Here is an 18,189-nt window from a genome sequence, read left to right as displayed (position 1 = left end):
CCCGACGAACTGCCCGGAGGTGGTTGACGGCGGCAGCACCGGACACCATCCTCCCGCTCAGGTGAGCCCCAGAGGCGGTTCCGAAAGTCGGCCCTGCGGCCTCACCCCGACCGTCGACCTCGAGAAGCTGGGGTGTGCCATGGAACCCGTCACGTCCACCACCGCCACCGCGCAGGACCGCACCGCGGCGGCTCCGGGGACGAGGATCCCCCCGCCGCGGTCGTTCCCGCCCGGTGGGCAGGAGCCGTCGGCCAGCGTGGTGATCTGCACCTACACGCAGGCCCGGTGGTCGTTGCTGCGTCGCGCGGTCGACTCGGTGCAGGCCCAGACGCACCCTCCGCGGCAGGTGCTGGTGTGCGTGGACCACAACCCCGCCCTGGCCGACCGCTGCCGGGCGTTGTGGCCGGGAACCGGGGACGGCGACACGGGCGGCGACACGGGCGGCGTGGCGGTGCAGGTCCTGGAGAACCGCTACCCCGGGCGGCTGGGTTCGGCGCGCAACACGGCGCTGGAGGCCGTCACCGCCGACGTCGTCGCCTTCCTGGACGACGACGCGGCCGCCGAGCCGACGTGGCTGGCCACCCTGCTGCGGGTGTACCGGGAGGACGGGGCTGCGGTGGCCGTCGGCGGGGCTCCGCTGCCGGTGTTCCAGACGCGGTTGCCGGTGTGGTTCCCCGAGCAGTTCCACTGGGTGTTCGGCTGCCACTGGCGCGGCATGCCCGAACGGCTCGGACCGGCCCGCCACCTCATCGGGGCCAGCATGTCCGCGCGCGCCGAGGCGCTGCGCGGCGTCGGGGGTTTCCACGCCGACGACCACGACGACATGGACCTGTCGCACCGGCTCGCCGCGGCGCACGGGGCGGGTGCGGTGCTGTACGAGCCGGAGGCGCGGGTGCACCACTTCGTGCCGGCCGAGCGGTTGACGTGGCGGTACTTCCGGCGTCGCTGCTACGGGGTGAACCGGGAGAAGGTGCGGGCGCTGCGCGACCTGGGTGAGGCCGGCAACCTCACCGCGGAGCTGCAGTTCGCGGCGGCGGCGGTGCGCACCTCGGTGGGCGCGGTGGGCGCGGCCGTGCGGGGCCGGCCGGTGGAGCTGCTGCGGGCGGGGGCGCTGCTGGCCGGGCTGGGGCTGGCGGGGCTGGGTCACCTGCACGGCCGGGCGGCCATGCTGGCCGGGCGCACCCCGCCGGCGCGGACCCGGGGTCTGCGCGCCTCGACCGGCGCGGGCGCCGCGTGACGACGAACCTGGTCCTGGGGTCCGGTCCCGCCGCCGCCGGGGTGGCGTTGCGGCTGGCCGCGGCCGGGGACCAGGAGGTGACGCTGCTGGACCTGGGGGGCAGGCTGGAGGCGCAGCACGCCGCGGCGGTGTCGCGGCTGGGGGCGGGGCCGGACTGGGATCCGGCGGACCTGGACCTGGTCAGCACCCAGCCGGTGGCCACCGACCGTGGGCGGTTGCCGCAGAAGCGCAGCTACGGTTCGGACTACCCGTTCCGGGACCTGGGGCAGCTGGAGGGCATCCGCGCGCTGGCGGGGGGCAACCGTTCGGTCGTGTCCTCGGCGTACGGGGGTTTCTCCACCGTGTGGGGTGCGCAGGTCATGCCGTTCTCGAAGGCCACGTTCGCGCGCTGGCCGATCGGCTGGGCCGACGTCGAGGCGCACTACCGGGCGGTGCTGCGGGAGGTGCCGCTGGCCGCCGAGCACGACGACCTCGCCGAGCACTTCCCGTTGCTGGCCGAGGCCGCTCCCCTGCCGCCGCTGGCCCCGCGCAGCCTGCAGGTGCTGGCGCGCGCCGAGCGGCACCGGGCGGGGTTGCGCCGCCGGGGTGTGACCGTGGGCCGGGCCCGGCTGGCGTTGCGCCCGCGTGGGTGCACCTCGTGCGGGCTGTGCCTGACGGGGTGCCCGTACGGACTGGTCTACTCGGCCGCGCAGACGATCGACCGGCTGGCGGCGGCGGGTGCGCTGAGGCACCACCGCGGGCTGCTGGTGCACCGGGTCGGGCAGGACGGGGCGACGGCGACGGTGGTGGCCCGGCACCTGGGCAGTGGGCGGGACGTGGTGTTCCGCGCCGACCGCGTGTTCGTGGCCTGCGGTGGGCTGGGCACGACCCGGCTGGTGCTGGGGTCGATGGCGCGGCCGCCGCGGCAGCTGGACCTGGCCGAGTCGGTGCAGTTCGCGGTGCCGTTCCTGTCGCGGGTGCCGGTGCCGGACCCGCGGCGGGCGCCGGTGCCGGGGTTCTCGCTGAACCAGTTCAACGTGCTCGTCGACCTGGACGGCACGGGGTACGACACCTCGCAGATCCACTGCTACCCCTACAACCCGGCCGTCCTGGCCGCGTTGCCCCGGCCGTTGCGGCACCGGCTGGCCGATCCGCTGACGGGGCAGCTGCTGCGTCGGCTGACCGTGGGGCTGGGGTACCTGCCGTCGTGGGCGTCGCCGACCGTGCGGGTGAGCCGGGGTGGGCGCTCGGAGCAGGGACTGCCGGAGATCACCCTGGCCGCGGGTCCGGCACAGGTCGAGGGGATGTTCGCGCAGGTGGCGCGCCGGCTGGTGACGGCGGCTCCGGCGCTGGACCTGTGGCCGGTGCTGGCGGCCACGGAGCAGGCGGCCGCGGGCAAGAGCTACCACTTCGGAAGCGCCTTCCCGCACGCCGCGGACGCGTCCCCGACGACGACGGACAGGCTGGGGCGGTTGCCGGAGTGGGACCGCGTGCACCTGGTCGACGGGTCGGTGCTGCCGTCGGTGCCCTCGACGACGTTCACGCTGACGGTGATGGCGAACGCGCACCGGATCGCCGAGGAGGTGCTGCGTCGGGAGCGGGTCCCGGCGCCCCGGGTGAGCCGCGGCGCCAGCTCGGCGGGCGCCGCCGCGGAGGTGGTGGGCTAGGCCGGGAACGGGAGAACCCCTGACCGCCGCTGTGCAGGTCAGGGGGTTCTCCCGCTGTGTGTTCCAGGGGGACGCAGAGGGGAGTTCCCGGGTCGGGACCCGCAGGAGGCTGGGTCGACACGGCGGCGGTGAGGCCCCCGGTTCGTGCTCTCGGCACGTGTGGTCCGCCCGGACCAGCGTGCGCACCGGAGGGCGGCGTGCCCGCGGACGTCGGCTACGCCACCGCGCGGGCCTTCGGACGGGGGTCCACCTGCGCAGGGTCGACGTCGACCTCGCACCTGCCGGACGATCAGGTCCGGAAGTCGATGGTGGCCCGGCCGCCGTGCTCCTCGAGGTAGCGGCGGGCACGGTCGTACTGCCGCGGGCTCAGCAGCGGCTGCAACGTCCCCGCCTCGTCCTGGACGTCGAAACCCGCCAGGAGCCGTACGTAGGCGATGTCGATCGGGCACCCCTGGGGGAGCAGGCCGCTGTCCCGGTCGGCTGCGACCTGAGCGGCGAGCGCTGAGGCCCCGATCTCCTCCAGTGAGGCACCGTCGGCCAACTCGAGCCCTGGCCCCAGCACGACGCCGAGGAACGAGCGGTCGCTGACGGTCAAGGACGCCAGGATGCGCGCCTGACGGGCTCGGACCTCGCGGGCGAGCGCCGAACCTGCGGCGGCCACGGTCTGGGTGGTGGCCGGACCGTTGAGGTCGCGGGGCGCGGAGGCCAGGCCCAGCTCACCGGTGGTGGCCGGCGAGGCGACGTTCAACACGTTGGTGTTCCTCCTGGTTCGGCTCGGTGGCGGTCACGCGCGGACCAGTACTTCTCGGCACCTCACGGTGCGTACTGGAGGGTGCTCGGGAACTGGCCCGTGCGCGTTCCTGGCGCGGGTGGGACGTCACCGTTCGTGAAGGAGGGGCGGAGTCCGGGCGCATGCCGAGTGGACGGGCGGGACGCGACGACCTCGAGAGGTGCTCGCCGGTGGCCGAGGAGTCGCCCCGCACGGCGCCCGGGGGTTCCTCTGCCGGCCCGGGAGCCGTCCCGGCCGCTCCGTCAGAACCCTGGTCGGCCCGAGCACCGGTGCCGTCCTGCTGAGCGGGCTGGGCCCGGTGGGTGTCGCCTCCGCGACGTTCCACCAGCAGCAGCGCTGACGTCGGGAGGCTCGGGACCAGGAACGAAGAAGACCCTGACCTGCACGGATGCTGGTCAGGGTCTGCCTCGTCGCTGTCTCAACGAGTGTCCGAGGGGGGACTTGAACCCCCACCCACTATACGTGGACTAGCACCTCAAGCTAGCGCGTCTGCCTATTCCGCCACCCGGACAGGTGGTCCGTTCCGGCCCAACCGGGCCGGTGCGAACGAGGAAAACCGTAGCACGATCGCCGCCCCCTTCCCGACCACACCCCGTCCGCGGCAGGGCAGATGCGCAGGTGAGAGGGCTGGGCCGGTCGGGGGACGCACGTGCCGGACGCTGCGGTCGCGGGGACCGGGTGCCGATCTGGAGCGGGTGAGCCACGTCCTGCCCGAAGTGTCCGCCCCGCCTGCCCCCGGCGACCCCGCGGCGGCGGCCCGGGCCCTGGTCGAGGGCGTCGAACGCGTCGTGCGCGGCCGGCGGGCCGCGGTGGAGCTGCTGGTGACGGCGGTGCTGGCGCGTGGGCACGTCCTCGTCGAGGACGTGCCGGGCAGCGGCAAGACGACGCTGGCGACGGCGTTCGCGGCCTCGGTGGGGGCCGAGACCTCCCGCGTCCAGGCCACCGCGGACCTGCTGCCGGCCGACGTGACCGGCTCGGGCGTCTGGGACCCGGCCACGGGCGGCTTCCGGTTCGTGCCCGGGCCGGTGTTCGCGCCCGTGGTGCTGGTGGACGAGCTGAACCGCACCTCGCCGCGGACGCAGTCGGCCTTCCTGGAGGCCATGGAGGAACGGGCCGTCACCGTCGACGGGGTCCGGCACCGGTTGCCCGACCCGTTCGTCGTGGTGGCCACCCAGAACCCGGTCGAGCAGCACGGGACGTACCCGCTGCCGGAGGGGCAGCTGGACCGGTTCGCCGTCCGGCTGGTGCTGGGGCCGCTGACCGAGGACGTGGAGCGGCAGGTGCTGCGTGAGCAGCTGGCCGGGAACCGTCCCGAACGGCTGCGGCCGGTCCTGGGGCTGGCCGGTCTGCTGGACCTGCAGGACGCCGTGGGGGCGGTGCACGTCGCCGACGCGGCCCTGGACCTGGCGGTGCGCCTGTGCCGGGCCTCGCGCACCGATCCGCGGATCGTCCTGGGCGCGGGCACGCGGGCGGCGCTGACCCTGGTCCGGTGTGCGCAGGCCCGCGCGCTGCTGGCCGGGCGCGACCACGTCCTGCCCGAGGACGTGCAGGCCCTGGCCGTGCCCGTCCTGGCGCACCGCCTGCTGCCCGCCGCGGACGGCGAGGACCGCACGCCGACCCAGGAACGTCTGGCGGCCGGGCTGGTGGCGGCCGTCCCGGTCGACCTGCGCCGGTGACCTCCCCCGTGACCGCCCAGGGGCAGGCCCGGTTCGTCGCCGACCCCGTGCCGGGCCGCCGGCTGGGCCTGCGGTCGGTGCTGCCGGCCACGGCCGGCCCGGCGCTGCTGGTGCTGTCCTTCGGCGTCGGCAACCGCTGGCTGACCCTGGTGGCCTGCCTGCTGACGGCCGCCCTCGGTGTCGCGCTGGCCACCGGCCCGCGGATCGCCGCGCTCGCGGTGAGCGTGCGGGTGCCGGCGCGGTGCCGGGTCGGCGACGTCGTCGAGCACGTCGTGCAGGTCGGCAACACCGCTGCTCGCGCCACGCCGCCGATGGTCCTGCGGCTGCGCGGTGACGCCTTCGAGGAGGTGCACCTCGGGCTGCCCGCGATCGCGGCCGGGGACGTGGTCGAGCTGCGGGTGCCGCGCACGGCGCGGGTGCGCTCGGCGAGCGCCGGGCCGGCGGTGGTGGTCGAGGGCGCGGACGCGCTGGGTCTGCGGGTGCGGCGACGGGGGACGTCGGTGCCGGCGGCGACGTTCGTGCACCCGGCGCCCTCGGCGGTGCCGGTGGCGCCGGCTCCCCCGGCGCGGGCTGGGGCGGAGGAGGTGGCGGGCGTGCGGCCGTTCCGGGCCGGGGACCCGGCCTCGGCGGTGCACTGGCGCGCCTCGGCCCGCCGGGGCCTGCCGGCCGGCCCGCACGGTGGGTCCCTGGTCGTGGTGGAGCGGCAGGCCGCACCGACCGGGCTGCTGGTCCTGGTGCCGGTGGCCGGGCGGGCCGGGGAGGCGTTCGAGGAGCTGGTGTCCCAGGCGGCGGCGCTGGTGGCCGCCGAGCGGGCCGCGGGCCGCCCGGTGGCCGTCGTGGACGCGCAGGGTCGTGCCCGGGAGGGGGTGCAGGCGCTGGACGCGCTGGCGGGCGCGGAGCCGGCGCCCCTGGGGTCGCGGGGGGCGGTGGCGGCGCGGGTGGCCGGCCGGAACGGGCGGGTCCTGGTCGGCGACGGCGGCGCCTGGCGGGTGCAGCGGTGAGCCTGCAGCTGCGTCGGCCGGTGACCTCGGACGACCTGCCCGCCACGCACGCGCCGGGGACGGCCGCGGTCGTGTGGGCGGCCGTGGCGGTCGTGGCCGGGGTGCTGGGACTCGTGGTGACCGGCGGGGTGCCGGCACCGGCGGCGGTGACGACGGCGGTGGCCGTCGCGGTCGGTGCACTGGTGCGGAGCCGGGCCGTGCCGGGTCAGCTGGCCGGGCTCGGCGGGGCGCTGTCGGTGGTGGTGTGGCTGCCCGCGGTGGTCTCGGGGCAGGGCGTGCTGGCGGTGTGGCCCGTCGTGGCCGCAGCGTTGGCGGTGCGGCAGGTGGCGACCGTGCGCACGGTGCGCGAGCTGCGGGTGGTGCTGGCGCTGGCGGTGCTGATGACGCTGGCGGCGGCGGGGATCGCGCCGTCGAACGCGCTGGTGGGGCCGCTGGCGCTGGCCTGGGTGGCGGTGCTGGCCGGGTCGGCGTGCTCGGTGCCGCACCGGCCGGTGGACGCGGCGGTGCGGCGGCGGGCCGGGGCCGCGCTGCTGGCGGCCGGCACCGCGGGGGTGCTGGCGTTCCTGCTGGTGCCGGCGCCGTCGGGGGCCGCGTTCGGTTCCGGTGCGTGGGCGCGGGCGGCGGCCCAGGCCACGGGTGCGGCGAACGGGTCGGTGGGCCGCAGCGCGGCCGCGTACGCCGGGGGGACGCTGGACCTGTCGGCGCGCGGGGCGCTGCCGCAGACCGAGCTGCTCCAGGTGCCGGTGCAGTCGCCGGCGCTGTGGCGGGCCGCGGTCCTGGACGTGTACGACGGCCGGACGTGGACCTCGAGCGCGCCGGTGACGTCGTGGACGTCCCGCACGGGCCCGGACGGGTCGGCGCAGTGGGTCGCCGACGCCGAGGACGGCGCCTCGCAGGTGCAGCGGACCGACGAGGTGCGGCCGCTGGGCGACTACCCGGCCCTGGTGGCGGCGGGTTCCCCCGTCGGTGCGCGGACCGCGGCGCGGCTGGTCGGGACCGGGTCGGGCACGTTCCTGGCCCCGGCGGACGCCCCGTACGCGGTGACGTCGCGCGAGGTGCCCACGGTCGAGGACCCCACCGCGGGTGGCGGCGCCGCGCAGTCCCCGGCGGATCCGGAGCGGTGGTTGCAGCTGCCGGCCTCGGTGCCGGCGCGGGTGCACGCGCTGGCGGCCCAGCTGACGGCGTCGGCGGCCGGGGATCCGGTGGTCGCGGCGCAGGCCGTCTCGCGGCACCTGCGGTCGGTGGCGCGCTACTCCCTGGACGCGCCGGTGCCGGGCCGGGGGGTCGACGCGGTGGACGCGTTCCTGTTCACCGACCGGATCGGCTTCTGCGAGCAGTTCGCCAGCGCGCAGGTGGTGCTGCTGCGGTCGGCGGGGTTCCCGGCGCGGCTGGCGACCGGGTTCGCCGGCGGGGAGCCCTCGGGTGGGCAGCGGGTGCTGCGCTCGGCCGACGCGCACGCCTGGGTCGAGGTGTGGGTGCCGGGGCAGGGCTGGACCTCCTCGGACCCCACCGCCGGTGCGCAGCTGGTGGCCGGCTCGGGGTCGGCGTGGTGGCAGCGGGTGTGGTCGTGGCTGCAGCTGCAGGTGGCGGCGCTGCTGGCGGACCCGGCGGCGCGGACGGCGGCGGCGGGGGTGCTGGCGGTGGTGCTGGCGGTCGGCGCGGTGCTGGTGCGCCGTGCCCGGGTCCGTGGCGGGGTCCGCGCCGGGGTCCGTGGCGGGGTCGTGCAGGTGCTCCCCGGGCGCGGCGGCGACCCGTCGGTGCGGGCGCTGCTGGTGGCGTTGGAGCGCTTCGACGCCGCGGTGCCGCCGGCCTGGCGGCGCGGACCCAGCGAGGGCCTGTCGGACTGGCGCGGCCGTCTGCTCTCCGCCGGGGCCCCGGGAACGTCGGTGCAGGCGCGGCAGCGGCTGGAGGTGGCGCTGAGGGTGACCGAGCGGGCGTGCTTCGCGCGGGCGGTGCCCTCGCGCCAGGAACTCCAGGAGGCGCGCGGGGCGTTGGAGTCGGCGTCGTCCACGCTGCTGGCGGCAGGTCGCAGCCCGTCGGGGGGATCCTCGGCGAGCGCTGCGTTCGTCGGCGGTTAACCTGAGTTCCCGCCGCGCGGGTGGGCCTGCTGCCAGCTGGTGGACGGTGGACCCGGCACGGCGAGCCACCGCCGCGCGGCCGACGACCATGGATCGGGGAAGCCCTTGTTCGACCCTTCTGCCCCTGACGCGGCCTCCGGCGCCGCCGCCCACGTGGCGGGGTCTCCGTTCCACGGGAACGCGACCTTCGCGCCGCGGAACGCCGCACTGCTGTCCATCTCCCACGTGGAGGCGCCGCGGGTGGTGCCCTCGTCGTACTTCGACGAGGTGCTGGCCCCGACGCTGGAGCGGCTGCGGCTGCGTCCGGGGCTGCTGGAGAAGGTGGCGGGCGTGCGTGAGCGACGCTGGTGGGCCGAGGGCCAGAAGGCCTCGGACGTGGCCGCCGAGTGCGGCGCCAAGGCGCTGTCGGAGGCCGGGGTCGACGCCTCCGAGGTCGGGGTGGTCATCTCCACCACGGTGACGCGGCCGCACCTGGAGCCGGCGGTGGCCACGTCGGTGCACCACGGCATGGACCTGCCGACGTCGGCGATGAACTTCGACATCGCCAACGCGTGCCTGGCGTGGGTCAACGGCGTGCAGGTCGCCTCGGCGATGATCGACGCCGGGATGATCCGCTACGCGGTGGTGCTGGGCGCCGAGGACGTGCGCAGCATGCACGAGGGGACGATCGCGCGGTTGCAGCGCGAGGGCATCACCCGCAAGGACTTCCTGAACGAGTTCGCGACGATGACGCTGGGCTGCGGCGCCGCGGCCGCCGTCATCGGCCGGGCCGACGAGCACCCCGAGGCGCACCGCATCCTGGGCGGGGTGACGCGTGCGGGCACGGCCCACCACGAGCTGTGCATCGGCGACATGAACCACATGAAGACCGACGCCAAGCTCATGCTCACCGAGGGCATCGAGATCGTGGCCGACGCCTTCAACGCCGGCGACGAGCTGTGGGGCTGGCGCGGGGCGGACAAGTTCGTCATCCACCAGATCTCCAAGGTGCACACCCAGACGCTCATCGAGCGGGTGGGGCTGGACGCGGCCAAGGTGCCGATGTCGTTCCCCACCTGGGGCAACGTCGGGCCGATCTCGCTGCCCATGACGCTGGCCGCCACGGCGCCGGAACTGTCCCCCGGGGACCGGGTGCTGGCGCTGGGCGTGGGGTCGGGCCTGAACACGGCGATGCTCGAGCTCGCCTGGTGAGCACGGCGCTGTCCTCCGTCGACGCCCCGGCGGCCGGTCCCGCGCAGGACCTGCCCGGCTGGGACCCGCGCTGGTCGCGGTCGGTGCAGGCCCTGGACCACACCGGTGCGACGCGCACCTGGCACGTCCTGGACACCGCGCCGGACGCCGGGCCGGACGAAGTGGTCGGGACGCTGCTGTGCGTGCACGGCAACCCGACGTGGTCCTACCTGTGGCGAGGGCTGGCCGCGGCGGCCGCCGGCGTGCAGCTGGGCTGGCGCGTCGTGGCCGTCGACCAGCTGGAGATGGGCTTCTCCGAGCGCTCGGGCACCACCCGCACGCTGGCCGACCGCATCGAGGACCTGGCCGGCCTGGTCACCGCGCTGGAGCTGTCCGGTCCCGTGGTCGCGGTCGGTCACGACTGGGGCGGCGTCGTCGTCACGGGCTGGGCCGCCGCCGAGGTGGCCCGGCCGGCCTCCCGCCACGGCGGCGGGTCCGGGATCGACGTGGTGGGCCTGGTCGTGGCCAACACCGCCGCCAGCTGGCCGGCGGACGCCGGCGCCCCCGGTGTGCTGAAGGGCGTGCTGGCCCCCGGTGTGCGCACGGCCGTGACGTCGCGCTCGGACGCCTTCCTGCGGGTCACCCTGGCCCTGCCGCAGCCGCCGCTGCCGGCGGCGGTCAAGGCGGCCTACCGCTCCCCGTACCGCACCGCCGAGCGCCGCGCCGGCATCGACGCGTTCGTGGCCGACGTGCCCGTGGGCGCCGCCCACCCCAGCCGGCCGGCGCTGGACGCCGTCAGCGAGGGCGTCGGCCGGCTGGCGGCGGCCGGGGTCCCGACCCTGGTGGCCTGGGGCCCGCGGGACCCGGTGTTCGGCGAGTGGTTCCTGCGCGACTGGCGCGCGCGAGTGCCGCACGCCGACGTGCACCGCTTCGCCGGGGCCTCGCACCTGGTGCCGGAGGACCCCGCGTTCGCCTCGGTGGTGCTGCGCTGGCTGGACGCGCGGGTGCTGCACCCGGGCGCCGAGGAGGCGCCGCAGGAGCAGCCCCCGGCCCTGGACGCGCCGCGGATGTGGGCGGCCCTGGAGCAGCGTGCCGCCGACCCGGACCTGTCCGGCACACCGGCCGTGGTCGAGATGCGCGCCGACGCCTCCTCGCGGGCGGTCTCCTGGCAGCTGCTGGAGCGGCGCACCCGCGAGCTGGCCGCCGGGTTCACCGCCCGCGGGGTGCGGCCGGGGCACCGCGTCTCGCTGCTGGTGCCGCCGGGCGCGGACCTGACCGCGACGCTGTACGCGGTGCTGCGCGTCGGCGCGGTCGCCGTGGTCGCCGACGCCGGCCTGGGGGTGCGGGGGCTGTCGCGCGCGGTCACCGGCGCCGGGGTGGACTGGGTGGTCGGGGTGCCCAAGGCGCTGCTGGCGGCGCGGGCGCTGCGCTGGCCCGGCCGGCGCATCGCGGTGGCCGAGCTGGTCGACGTGGCCGAGGCCGGCGCGCACCGGCTGGCCGCCGGGTTCGAGCTGCCGCCCGAACCGGACCCGCAGGCCCAGGCGGCGGTCCTGTTCACCTCCGGGTCCACCGGCCCGGCCAAGGGGGTCGTCTACACGCACCGTCAGCTGGTGCAGCTGGCCCAGGCCATGGGCCGGGTCATCCGCATCGGCCCGGGCCAGCCGCTGGTCTCGGCGTTCGCGCCGTTCGCCCTGTTCGGTCCCGCGCTCGGCGCCACCTGCGTGGTGCCGGCGATGGACGTGACCAGGCCCGCCACGCTGACCGCGGCCGCGCTGGCCGACGCGGTCGCCGCGGCCGGGGCCACCTCGGCGTTCCTGTCCCCCGCGGCGGTCGTCAACGTGCTGGCCACGGCCGGGACGCTGAGCGGGGACCAGCGCCGGGCGCTGGCCGGGGTCACGACGCTGCTGTCGGCCGGGGCGCCGGTGCCGACCCCGCTGCTGCAGCGGGTGCGCGACCTGATGCCGCTGGCCGACCCCCGCACCCCCTACGGGGCGACCGAGGTGCTGCCGGCCACCGACGTGGGCCTGTCGGACATCCTCGAGGCCGGTGCCGGCGAAGGCATCTGCGTGGGCCGGCCGGTCGAGGGCATCACGGTGGCCGTCGCGCCGCTGGACGCCGACGGCGTGGCCGGGGTGGACCTGGTGACCACGCCCGGGGTGGTCGGGGAGGTCGTCGTCGGCGGTGAGCACGTCAAGGACCACTACGACCAGTTGTGGGCCACCCAGGCCGCCAGCGTCGACGTGCGCCCCTCGCCGACCCTGCTGGGTGCGGTGCGGCCCGGCCGCTGGCACCGCACCGGCGACGTCGGGCACCTGGACGAGCAGGGCCGGGTCTGGATCGAGGGCCGCCTCGCGCACGTCGTGGTGACCGCCGACGAGGTGGTCACCCCCGTGGGGGTGGAACAGCGCGCCGAGTCGGTGCCGGGCATCGCCCGGGCCGCGTTCGTCGGCGTCGGCCCCCGCCGGGCGCGGCAGTTCGTCGTCGTGGCCGAGGCCGACGCGGCGCTCGTGCCGGGCATCAGGCGCACGACGGTGGCCGACCCGGTGCTGTCGCAGACCGTCCGGGAGGCCACGGGCCGCAACCTGGCCGCGGTGCTGCTGGTGCCGGCGCTGCCCACGGACGTGCGGCACAACTCCAAGATCGACCGGGCCCGCGTGAGCGAGTGGGCCGGGCGGGTGCTGGCGGGCGAGCGAGCGGGGAAACTGGCGTGAGGACGGCGTCGTGAAGGTTCTGGTGACCGGCGCGAGCGGGATGCTCGGCCGGGGGACCGCGCGGGCGATCGCCGCGCGCGGGGACGTCGTGCGGGTGCTGCAGCGCCGCCCGTCCGGGCTGGAGGGGTTCGAGGAGGTCCTGGGATCGGTCACCGACCCCGACGCCTGCGCGCGGGCCGTGGCCGGGGTCGACGCCGTCGTGCACCTGGCCGCGAAGGTCTCGGTGACCGGCCCGCACCCGGAGTACGTCGCGACCAACGTCGAGGGCACCGCAAACCTGCTGCAGGCCGCGCAGGCCGCCGGGGTGAGCCGGTTCGTCAACGTCTCCTCCCCCTCGGTCGCGCACGCCGGGACGTCGCTGGTCGGGGTAGGCACGACCCCGGCCGATCCCGAGCACGCCCACGGCTCCTACGCGATCACCAAGGGTCAGGCCGAGCTGCTGGCCCTGGGCGCCGACGCGCCCGGTTTCGCCGTCTGCGCGGTCCGCCCGCACATCGTCCTGGGCCCGGGCGACACGCAGCTGGTGCAGCGCATCGCCGACCGCGCCCGCGCCGGCCGGTTGCCGCTGCTGGACGACGGCACCGCCCTGATCGACGTCACCTACGTCGACAACGCCGTCGACGCGCTGGTCGCGGCGCTGGACCGGTGCGCCGAGCCCGGCGTGCACGGGCAGCCGTTCGTCGTCACCAACGGTGAACCGCGCACCGTGGCCGAGGTCTTCGGCCGCATCTGCGCCGCGGCCGGGGTGCCGGCCCCGACGCGGCGGGTGCCGGCGGCGGCGGCCAAGGTGGCCGGCAGCCTCGTGGAGCGGGTGTGGACGCGGTTCGCGCTGCCCGACGAGCCGCCGATGACGCGGTTCCTGGCCGAGCAGCTGTCCACGGCGCACTGGTTCGACATCTCCCGCACGAAGGAGCTGCTGGGCTGGTCGCCGCGGGTGCCGCTGGACGAGGGGTTCAGCCGCCTCGCCGGAGGCTTCCCGGCCCGTTAGGGTCGATCGGGTGATCAACGGTCCGGCCCTGACCCCGGCGCAGCGACGGTCACGGCGGGTCGAGGAGGCCCGCCGGGACCTGCAGGAACTGCGCGGCGACTTCTCCACCCCCCGCCCCGGCGAGCACGGTCTGCACCGCGCGGCCCGGCTGGAGGACGCCGTCAAGGGGCTGGCCGGGCGCCGGTTGCGCCGCCGCGGCTACCACGCGCGGGCGCTGGCATACCCCGGCTACGGCGGCCCGGGCTGGGTGCGGGTCTTCGGCCGGGTGCTGCTGGGCCGCGAGGACACCCTGGAGCAGACCGAACGCGACGAGGTCCGCACCGTGCGCGGGTGGCGCAACTTCCTCACCGTGCCCATCGCCGATGCGGCCGTCACGGTGCGCATCGGCGGGCAGGAGCGGACCGTGCGCACCAACCGCGAGGGCTACCTCGACGAGCGCGTCGAGATCGACCTGCCCCCCGGCGAGCACGAGGTCGTCCTGACCGTCGGCCCGGACTCCTTCGACGCCGAGGCGGTGGCCCAGACCGTCGAGCTCGTCGGCGACGACACCGAGGGCGGGGCCGAGCTGCTGCCCGGCAGCGCTATGCGGCACAGCGGCCGGGCGCGGGTGGTCGTCGTCGGGCCGGACCCGGTGGTCGGGCTGCTGTCCGACATCGACGACACCGTCGTGGTCACCCGCCTGCCGCGGCCGCTGGTGGCGGCGTGGAACTCCTTCGTGCTGGACGAGCGGGCCCGGGTCCCGGTCAACGGGATGGCCGAGCTGTACCGGCAGGTCGTGGCCGAGAACCCCGGCGCGCCGGTGCTGTACCTGTCCACCGGGGCCTGGAACGTGGCACCGACGCTGACCCGGTTCCTGGACCGGTACGGCTACCCCTCCGGGGCGCTGCTGCTGACCGACTGGGGGCCGACGAACACCGGCTGGTTCCGCGACGGCAGCGCGCACAAGCGCGAGTCGCTGGCGCGGCTGGCGCGCGAGCTGCCGCAGGTGACGTGGCTGCTCGTGGGCGACGACGGCCAGCACGACCCGACGCTGTACGCCGAGTTCCTGTCCGCCGCGCCCGAACGGGTCGCGGGGGTGGGCATCCGGCGGCTGACCCCGGCCGAGCAGCTGCTGGCCGGTGGGCACCCGCTGGCCTCGGCCGCGACCCCGGCCGACTCCCCCGTGCCGTGGGTCAGCGGGGACAACGGCTACGAGATCCTGCACCACTGGTACCGGGCGGGGATCCTCCAGGCCCCCTGACCCCGGGCAGTGAGAAGGCCGGCCCCGCGGGTGCGGGACCGGCCTGGGACCGGGCTCGTCAGAGCTGGGTGCGGCGCGGGTTCGCGACCGTCGTCAGCTCCACGGGCTCGCGGACGTCGACGACGTCGGCGGTGGCCTCCAGCACGGTGTTCTCGTCCATCACAACCTCCTGGTCGGAGCGGGTGTCTGTCGTGCGAACCGCAGACAACGCTGTCGTCTCACCATTCGGTGGCGGGTCGTCAGCCAGACTAACGATCAGCCCCGACGGCGCCGCCCCTGGCCACCGCCGAACGGGGGTGACCTTGGTCACCTGCCGGTGGGGGCGCGACCTCAGTCCGCGCGCCAGCAGGCCCGTCCGGCCGCCTTGGCCCGGTACATGGCCCGGTCGGCCGCGCGCAGCAGCTCCTCGGGCGTCAGCTCACCGTCGGTGCGGGCCGCACCGACGCTGGCGCTGACGACGACGGTGCGGCTGCCCAGGTCGACCGGGATGGTGATCCGGTGGCACACGCGCTCGGCGATGGCGGCCAGCGCCTTGGCGTCGGCGACGTCCTCGCAGACGAGGACGAACTCGTCGCCGCCGATGCGGGCGGCCAGGTCACCGGCGCGCAGCAGACCGCGCAGCCGGTCGGCCACGTCGCGCAGCAGCGCGTCGCCGGCGGCGTGCCCGAGGGTGTCGTTGACGTCCTTGAAGTGGTCCAGGTCGACGAACAGCACCGCGCAGCCACCGCCGCGACGCTGGGTGCGGGCCAGCGCGGTGCGCAGCTGGTCCTCGGCCTTGGCGCGGTTGGGCAGGCCGGTCAGCGGGTCGTGCAACGCGGCGTGCTCGAGCTGCTCGGCCTCGCGCTTGCGGGCCGTGACGTCCTCGACGAAGGCCAGGAAGGCCGGCTCCCCGGTGCTGGAGGAGGTCAGCGACAGGGAGATCTGCGCCCAGACCGTCCGGCCGCTGGGCAGCTCGTAGCGCCGCTCGCGGTGCACGACCTCCTCGGTGCCGGCCAGCAGCGCCTCCAGCTGCGTGTGCGCCCGGGCCAGGTCGTCGCGTTCGCCGGCGCTGCTGCGGTCCCCGGGGGCGGGCGGGTCGACGACCTCGGCGGCGGGGGCGCCGACGAGGTCGGCGGTGTCGCGTTCCAGGAGGGTGCACAGCGCGTCGTTGACCTCGCTGATCCAGCCCTCCAGGCCGAACAGCACCATGCCCACCGGGCCGCGGGCGAAGATCTCGTGGAACCGTCGCTCGGAGCCGGCCAGGGCGTCCATGGTGGTGATCGTCTCGGTGAGGTCCTGGGCGATGCCCACCACGCGCAGCACCTGGCCGGTGGCCGAGCGGTCGGAGACGGTGGAGCGGGTGTGCACCCAGCGCTCGTGTCCGTACCCGTCCACGACGCGGTAGGTGCACTCGACGATCTCGCCGGCCGCCGCGGTGCGCAGCGACTCCAGCGCCCGCTCGACGCCGGCGGCGTCGTCGGGGTGGACGGGGGCCGTGGGGACCGTCCGGTCCACGGAGGCCAGACCGAGCAGGGAGGCGCCGCCGGTGTTGGTCCACTCCACGACCTCCTGCAGGAGGTGGACGCGGTAGATGGTGTCCGGGCTGGCGGAGATGACCGCGTCCTGGCGGGCCAGCAGGGTCCGCAGCTGCTGCAGCGCGGAGCGCTCGGCGGTGATGTCGCGCGCGACCAGCACCGCTCCCCCGCCCGGCAGGCCGGTCAGGCTCACCCGGGCGACCAGCAGCTGGCCGTCGGACCGGCCGAGGTCGACGTCGGCCTCGACACCGCTGCGGGAGCCGGTGGTGACGGCGCCGTCCACCGCGGGACGCAGCACCGAGAGCAGGTCCGCGCCGGTGGGCATGCTGGCGCCGAGCACGGCGGCCGGAACCGGGGGCAGTTCCTCCGGGCCCGCACCCTCGACCCGCTCGTGGCTGTCGACGGTCAGTCCCAGCCACCAGGTGAGCCGGCGGGCGCCGACCAGGTCCTGGGGCAGTTCACCGACCAGGCGGGCGAAGCCGCTGGTCACCTGGGCCACGGTCCCCTCGGCGTCGAGCACCAGCACCGCGGCACCCGAGTGCTCCACGGCCTCCAGCAACGGTGCGCCGGCGAGCAGCCCGGACGAGTTCGCGGACGGCACAGCCGCCATGAGTCCACCTCCACCGTTGCCGGTTCCCGGATCGTGGCGCGCGAGGGTGCACCACTGCGTCTGGTGGTGGTTTCGGACCCCGGTCGGCCGTCCTTGAGCGCTGCGACCCGTCGAGGTGAAACGTTCAGGTGCAGGGGCGCCCGGGCCTCGCGAGGTCCGGGCCCGTCGGAGTCGTCAGGCGCCGGCGCGGCGCACGATCCCCTGCAGCGCGCTGATGGCCTCCTCCGAGGCGCCGGCCGAGGCGATGTTCGCCTCCCGGACGGCCTCGTAGACCTCCTGCCGGTGCACCTGCACGTCGCGCGGCGCGTCGATGCCGACCCGCACCACGTCACCGCGGACCTCGAGGACACGCACGACGACCTCGTCGCCGATGACGACGGATTCCCCGGCCTTGCGGGTCAGGACCAGCATGGACACAGCATAGGTGACGAACCGTGATCAGCCATGTCGTTCGGGTGACAGCTTGTCGGGGCGAGTCGCGACCGGCACGACGAACGCCCGTCCCCGGCCGGGGACGGGCGCCACGAACCCGGGTCGCGGGTCGGCTCAGAAGTCGGTGCGGCGCCGTCCGTGCAGCGGCTCGCCCTCGCCGGCCTCGGCGACCTCGGCCTCGGCGGCCTGAGCCTGGTAGCCGCGCACGAGGATGCGCAGGACGTGGCCGGCGACGGTGCTCGCGACGAGCGCCAGCACCAGGTGCAGCAGCGCGGTGTCCACGCTGCCGGTCCCCCGGGCGACGGCCAGGACGGCGGGCCCGGCCAGCAGCAGGCTGACGGCCAGCACGAGCGCGGTCATCGGTCTCCTCGTCGGGTTCGGATCTGGGTCTGCATGACGTAGCGGCGCAACCGGTCCGCGGCGGGAACCGGCTCGGTGAAGGCGACCACGGCCTCGACGAGGTCGGGGTCGAGGGAGTCCAGCGCGCGGACGACCTGCCCGACCTGGTCCACCGGGTACCCCTCGAGGTCGAAGGAGACCCGGGCCAGCCGTCCCAGCCGCAGCCAGGACCCCGAGCGCACGCTGACCGCCGAACCGCCCTCGCTGAGGTCGATCAGCCGGGCGGTCAGCACGGGCTCGGGTACTGCATCGGCCGAATCCGCCTCGAGCTGGAGGGGATCGCCGGCCACCGGGCTGATGCGGGCCTCGCCCACGGCCGGGACGCGTGCGTAGCGGCGGCGCTGTTCGACCACGACGTCGCTGCACGGGGCCAGGTCCCAGGACGGGACGCGGCGCCGGACGACCTCGGCGATCAGGAAGTCCTGCCGGCTCTGCCCGCGCGGCCCGGCCCAGGCGACCGTGACCGCCAGGCCGGGGGCCACGACGTGCAGGTCCCCGCGGAAGCTCGGCGCGGCGACCGACAGGGTGCCGCCGACGGCGTCCTCCACGCGCGTGGGCAGGCGCACCGCCTCGCCGCCGAGCGTGTCGGGTAGCTGCACCTCGACCCAGACCCGGTCGTTGAGACCGGGCCAGTGCGCGGGAGCGGAGCGCGTCAGTTCCGCTCCCGCGGGGGCACGTCTGGCCATGGAGTCTGCTC

At 76.3% G+C, this 18,189-nt stretch carries 14 protein-coding genes and 1 tRNA gene; 9 read left to right on the top strand and 6 right to left on the bottom strand.

Translation table 11 applies throughout. From position 1 onward, the window contains the following. Positions 1-139: 139 nt before the first annotated feature. Entirely contained in the window at positions 140-1,237 is a 1,098-nt protein-coding gene (locus ACRYR2_RS17320) for a glycosyltransferase family 2 protein (protein ID WP_432564141.1), read from the top strand. Further along, positions 1,234-2,883, top strand: a complete 1,650-nt coding sequence (locus ACRYR2_RS17315; protein ID WP_432564140.1) for a GMC oxidoreductase — start codon at positions 1,234-1,236, stop codon at positions 2,881-2,883. Before ACRYR2_RS17320 ends, ACRYR2_RS17315 begins: the two co-directional genes overlap by 4 nt. 289 nt (positions 2,884-3,172) lie before the next feature. Here the strand turns inward: ACRYR2_RS17315 and ACRYR2_RS17310 are convergent, their stop codons facing one another. Continuing rightward, positions 3,173-3,634: a hypothetical protein gene (locus tag ACRYR2_RS17310; protein ID WP_432564139.1), complete on the bottom strand. Its 462-nt coding sequence runs from the start codon at positions 3,632-3,634 to the stop codon at positions 3,173-3,175. Positions 3,635-4,099: 465 nt separating this feature from the next. Next, positions 4,100-4,184 (bottom strand) — tRNA-Leu (locus tag ACRYR2_RS17305). A gap of 184 nt (positions 4,185-4,368) precedes the next feature. Between ACRYR2_RS17305 and ACRYR2_RS17300 the strand changes: the two genes are divergently transcribed. From ACRYR2_RS17300 to ACRYR2_RS17270, 7 genes are all read left to right on the top strand, one after another. Further along, positions 4,369-5,349: an AAA family ATPase gene (locus tag ACRYR2_RS17300; protein WP_432564138.1), complete on the top strand. Its 981-nt coding sequence runs from the start codon at positions 4,369-4,371 to the stop codon at positions 5,347-5,349. Next, positions 5,346-6,350 (top strand): DUF58 domain-containing protein, encoded by a 1,005-nt coding sequence (locus ACRYR2_RS17295; protein ID WP_432564137.1) that lies wholly within the window; start codon positions 5,346-5,348, stop codon positions 6,348-6,350. The genes ACRYR2_RS17300 and ACRYR2_RS17295 overlap by 4 nt, the downstream gene beginning before the upstream one ends. Continuing rightward, the gene (locus tag ACRYR2_RS17290; RefSeq protein WP_432564136.1) at positions 6,347-8,428 is read left to right on the top strand and encodes a transglutaminase family protein; all 2,082 of its coding nucleotides are present in this window, start codon (positions 6,347-6,349) and stop codon (positions 8,426-8,428) included. Before ACRYR2_RS17295 ends, ACRYR2_RS17290 begins: the two co-directional genes overlap by 4 nt. Before the next feature lie 105 nt (positions 8,429-8,533). Beyond that, on the top strand, positions 8,534-9,619 hold the full coding sequence (locus ACRYR2_RS17285) for a 3-oxoacyl-ACP synthase III (RefSeq protein WP_432564135.1): 1,086 nt from the start codon (positions 8,534-8,536) through the stop codon (positions 9,617-9,619). Continuing rightward, complete coding sequence (locus ACRYR2_RS17280; protein ID WP_432564134.1) at positions 9,616-12,309, top strand: alpha/beta fold hydrolase; 2,694 nt, start codon at positions 9,616-9,618, stop codon at positions 12,307-12,309. The genes ACRYR2_RS17285 and ACRYR2_RS17280 overlap by 4 nt, the downstream gene beginning before the upstream one ends. Before the next feature lie 10 nt (positions 12,310-12,319). After that, the gene (locus ACRYR2_RS17275) at positions 12,320-13,297 is read left to right on the top strand and encodes an NAD-dependent epimerase/dehydratase family protein (RefSeq protein WP_432564133.1); all 978 of its coding nucleotides are present in this window, start codon (positions 12,320-12,322) and stop codon (positions 13,295-13,297) included. Between the two features lie 130 nt (positions 13,298-13,427). After that, positions 13,428-14,537, top strand: a complete 1,110-nt coding sequence (locus ACRYR2_RS17270) for an App1 family protein (RefSeq protein WP_432564171.1) — start codon at positions 13,428-13,430, stop codon at positions 14,535-14,537. 330 nt (positions 14,538-14,867) lie between these two features. On the opposite strand, the gene ACRYR2_RS17265 is transcribed toward ACRYR2_RS17270, so the two are convergent. The 4 genes from ACRYR2_RS17265 to ACRYR2_RS17250 all read right to left on the bottom strand — a co-directional run bounded on the left by ACRYR2_RS17265 (position 14,868) and on the right by ACRYR2_RS17250 (position 18,178). Then, positions 14,868-16,661: a diguanylate cyclase domain-containing protein gene (locus ACRYR2_RS17265; RefSeq protein ID WP_432564132.1), complete on the bottom strand. Its 1,794-nt coding sequence runs from the start codon at positions 16,659-16,661 to the stop codon at positions 14,868-14,870. A gap of 174 nt (positions 16,662-16,835) precedes the next feature. Continuing rightward, on the bottom strand, positions 16,836-17,072 hold the full coding sequence (gene csrA / locus ACRYR2_RS17260) for a carbon storage regulator CsrA (RefSeq protein ID WP_432564131.1): 237 nt from the start codon (positions 17,070-17,072) through the stop codon (positions 16,836-16,838). Positions 17,073-17,207: 135 nt separating this feature from the next. After that, complete coding sequence (locus tag ACRYR2_RS17255; RefSeq protein WP_432564130.1) at positions 17,208-17,453, bottom strand: hypothetical protein; 246 nt, start codon at positions 17,451-17,453, stop codon at positions 17,208-17,210. Continuing rightward, a complete protein-coding gene (locus ACRYR2_RS17250) occupies positions 17,450-18,178 on the bottom strand; it encodes a PilZ domain-containing protein (protein WP_432564129.1) in 729 nt (242 codons plus the stop codon). Before ACRYR2_RS17250 ends, ACRYR2_RS17255 begins: the two co-directional genes overlap by 4 nt. Positions 18,179-18,189: the final 11 nt, after the last annotated feature.

The organism is Kineococcus deserti, assembly GCF_050871945.1.
In the GTDB taxonomy this organism is placed as follows: Bacteria; Actinomycetota; Actinomycetes; order Actinomycetales; family Kineococcaceae; genus Kineococcus.
This window is presented reverse-complemented; position numbering and strand designations above follow the sequence as displayed.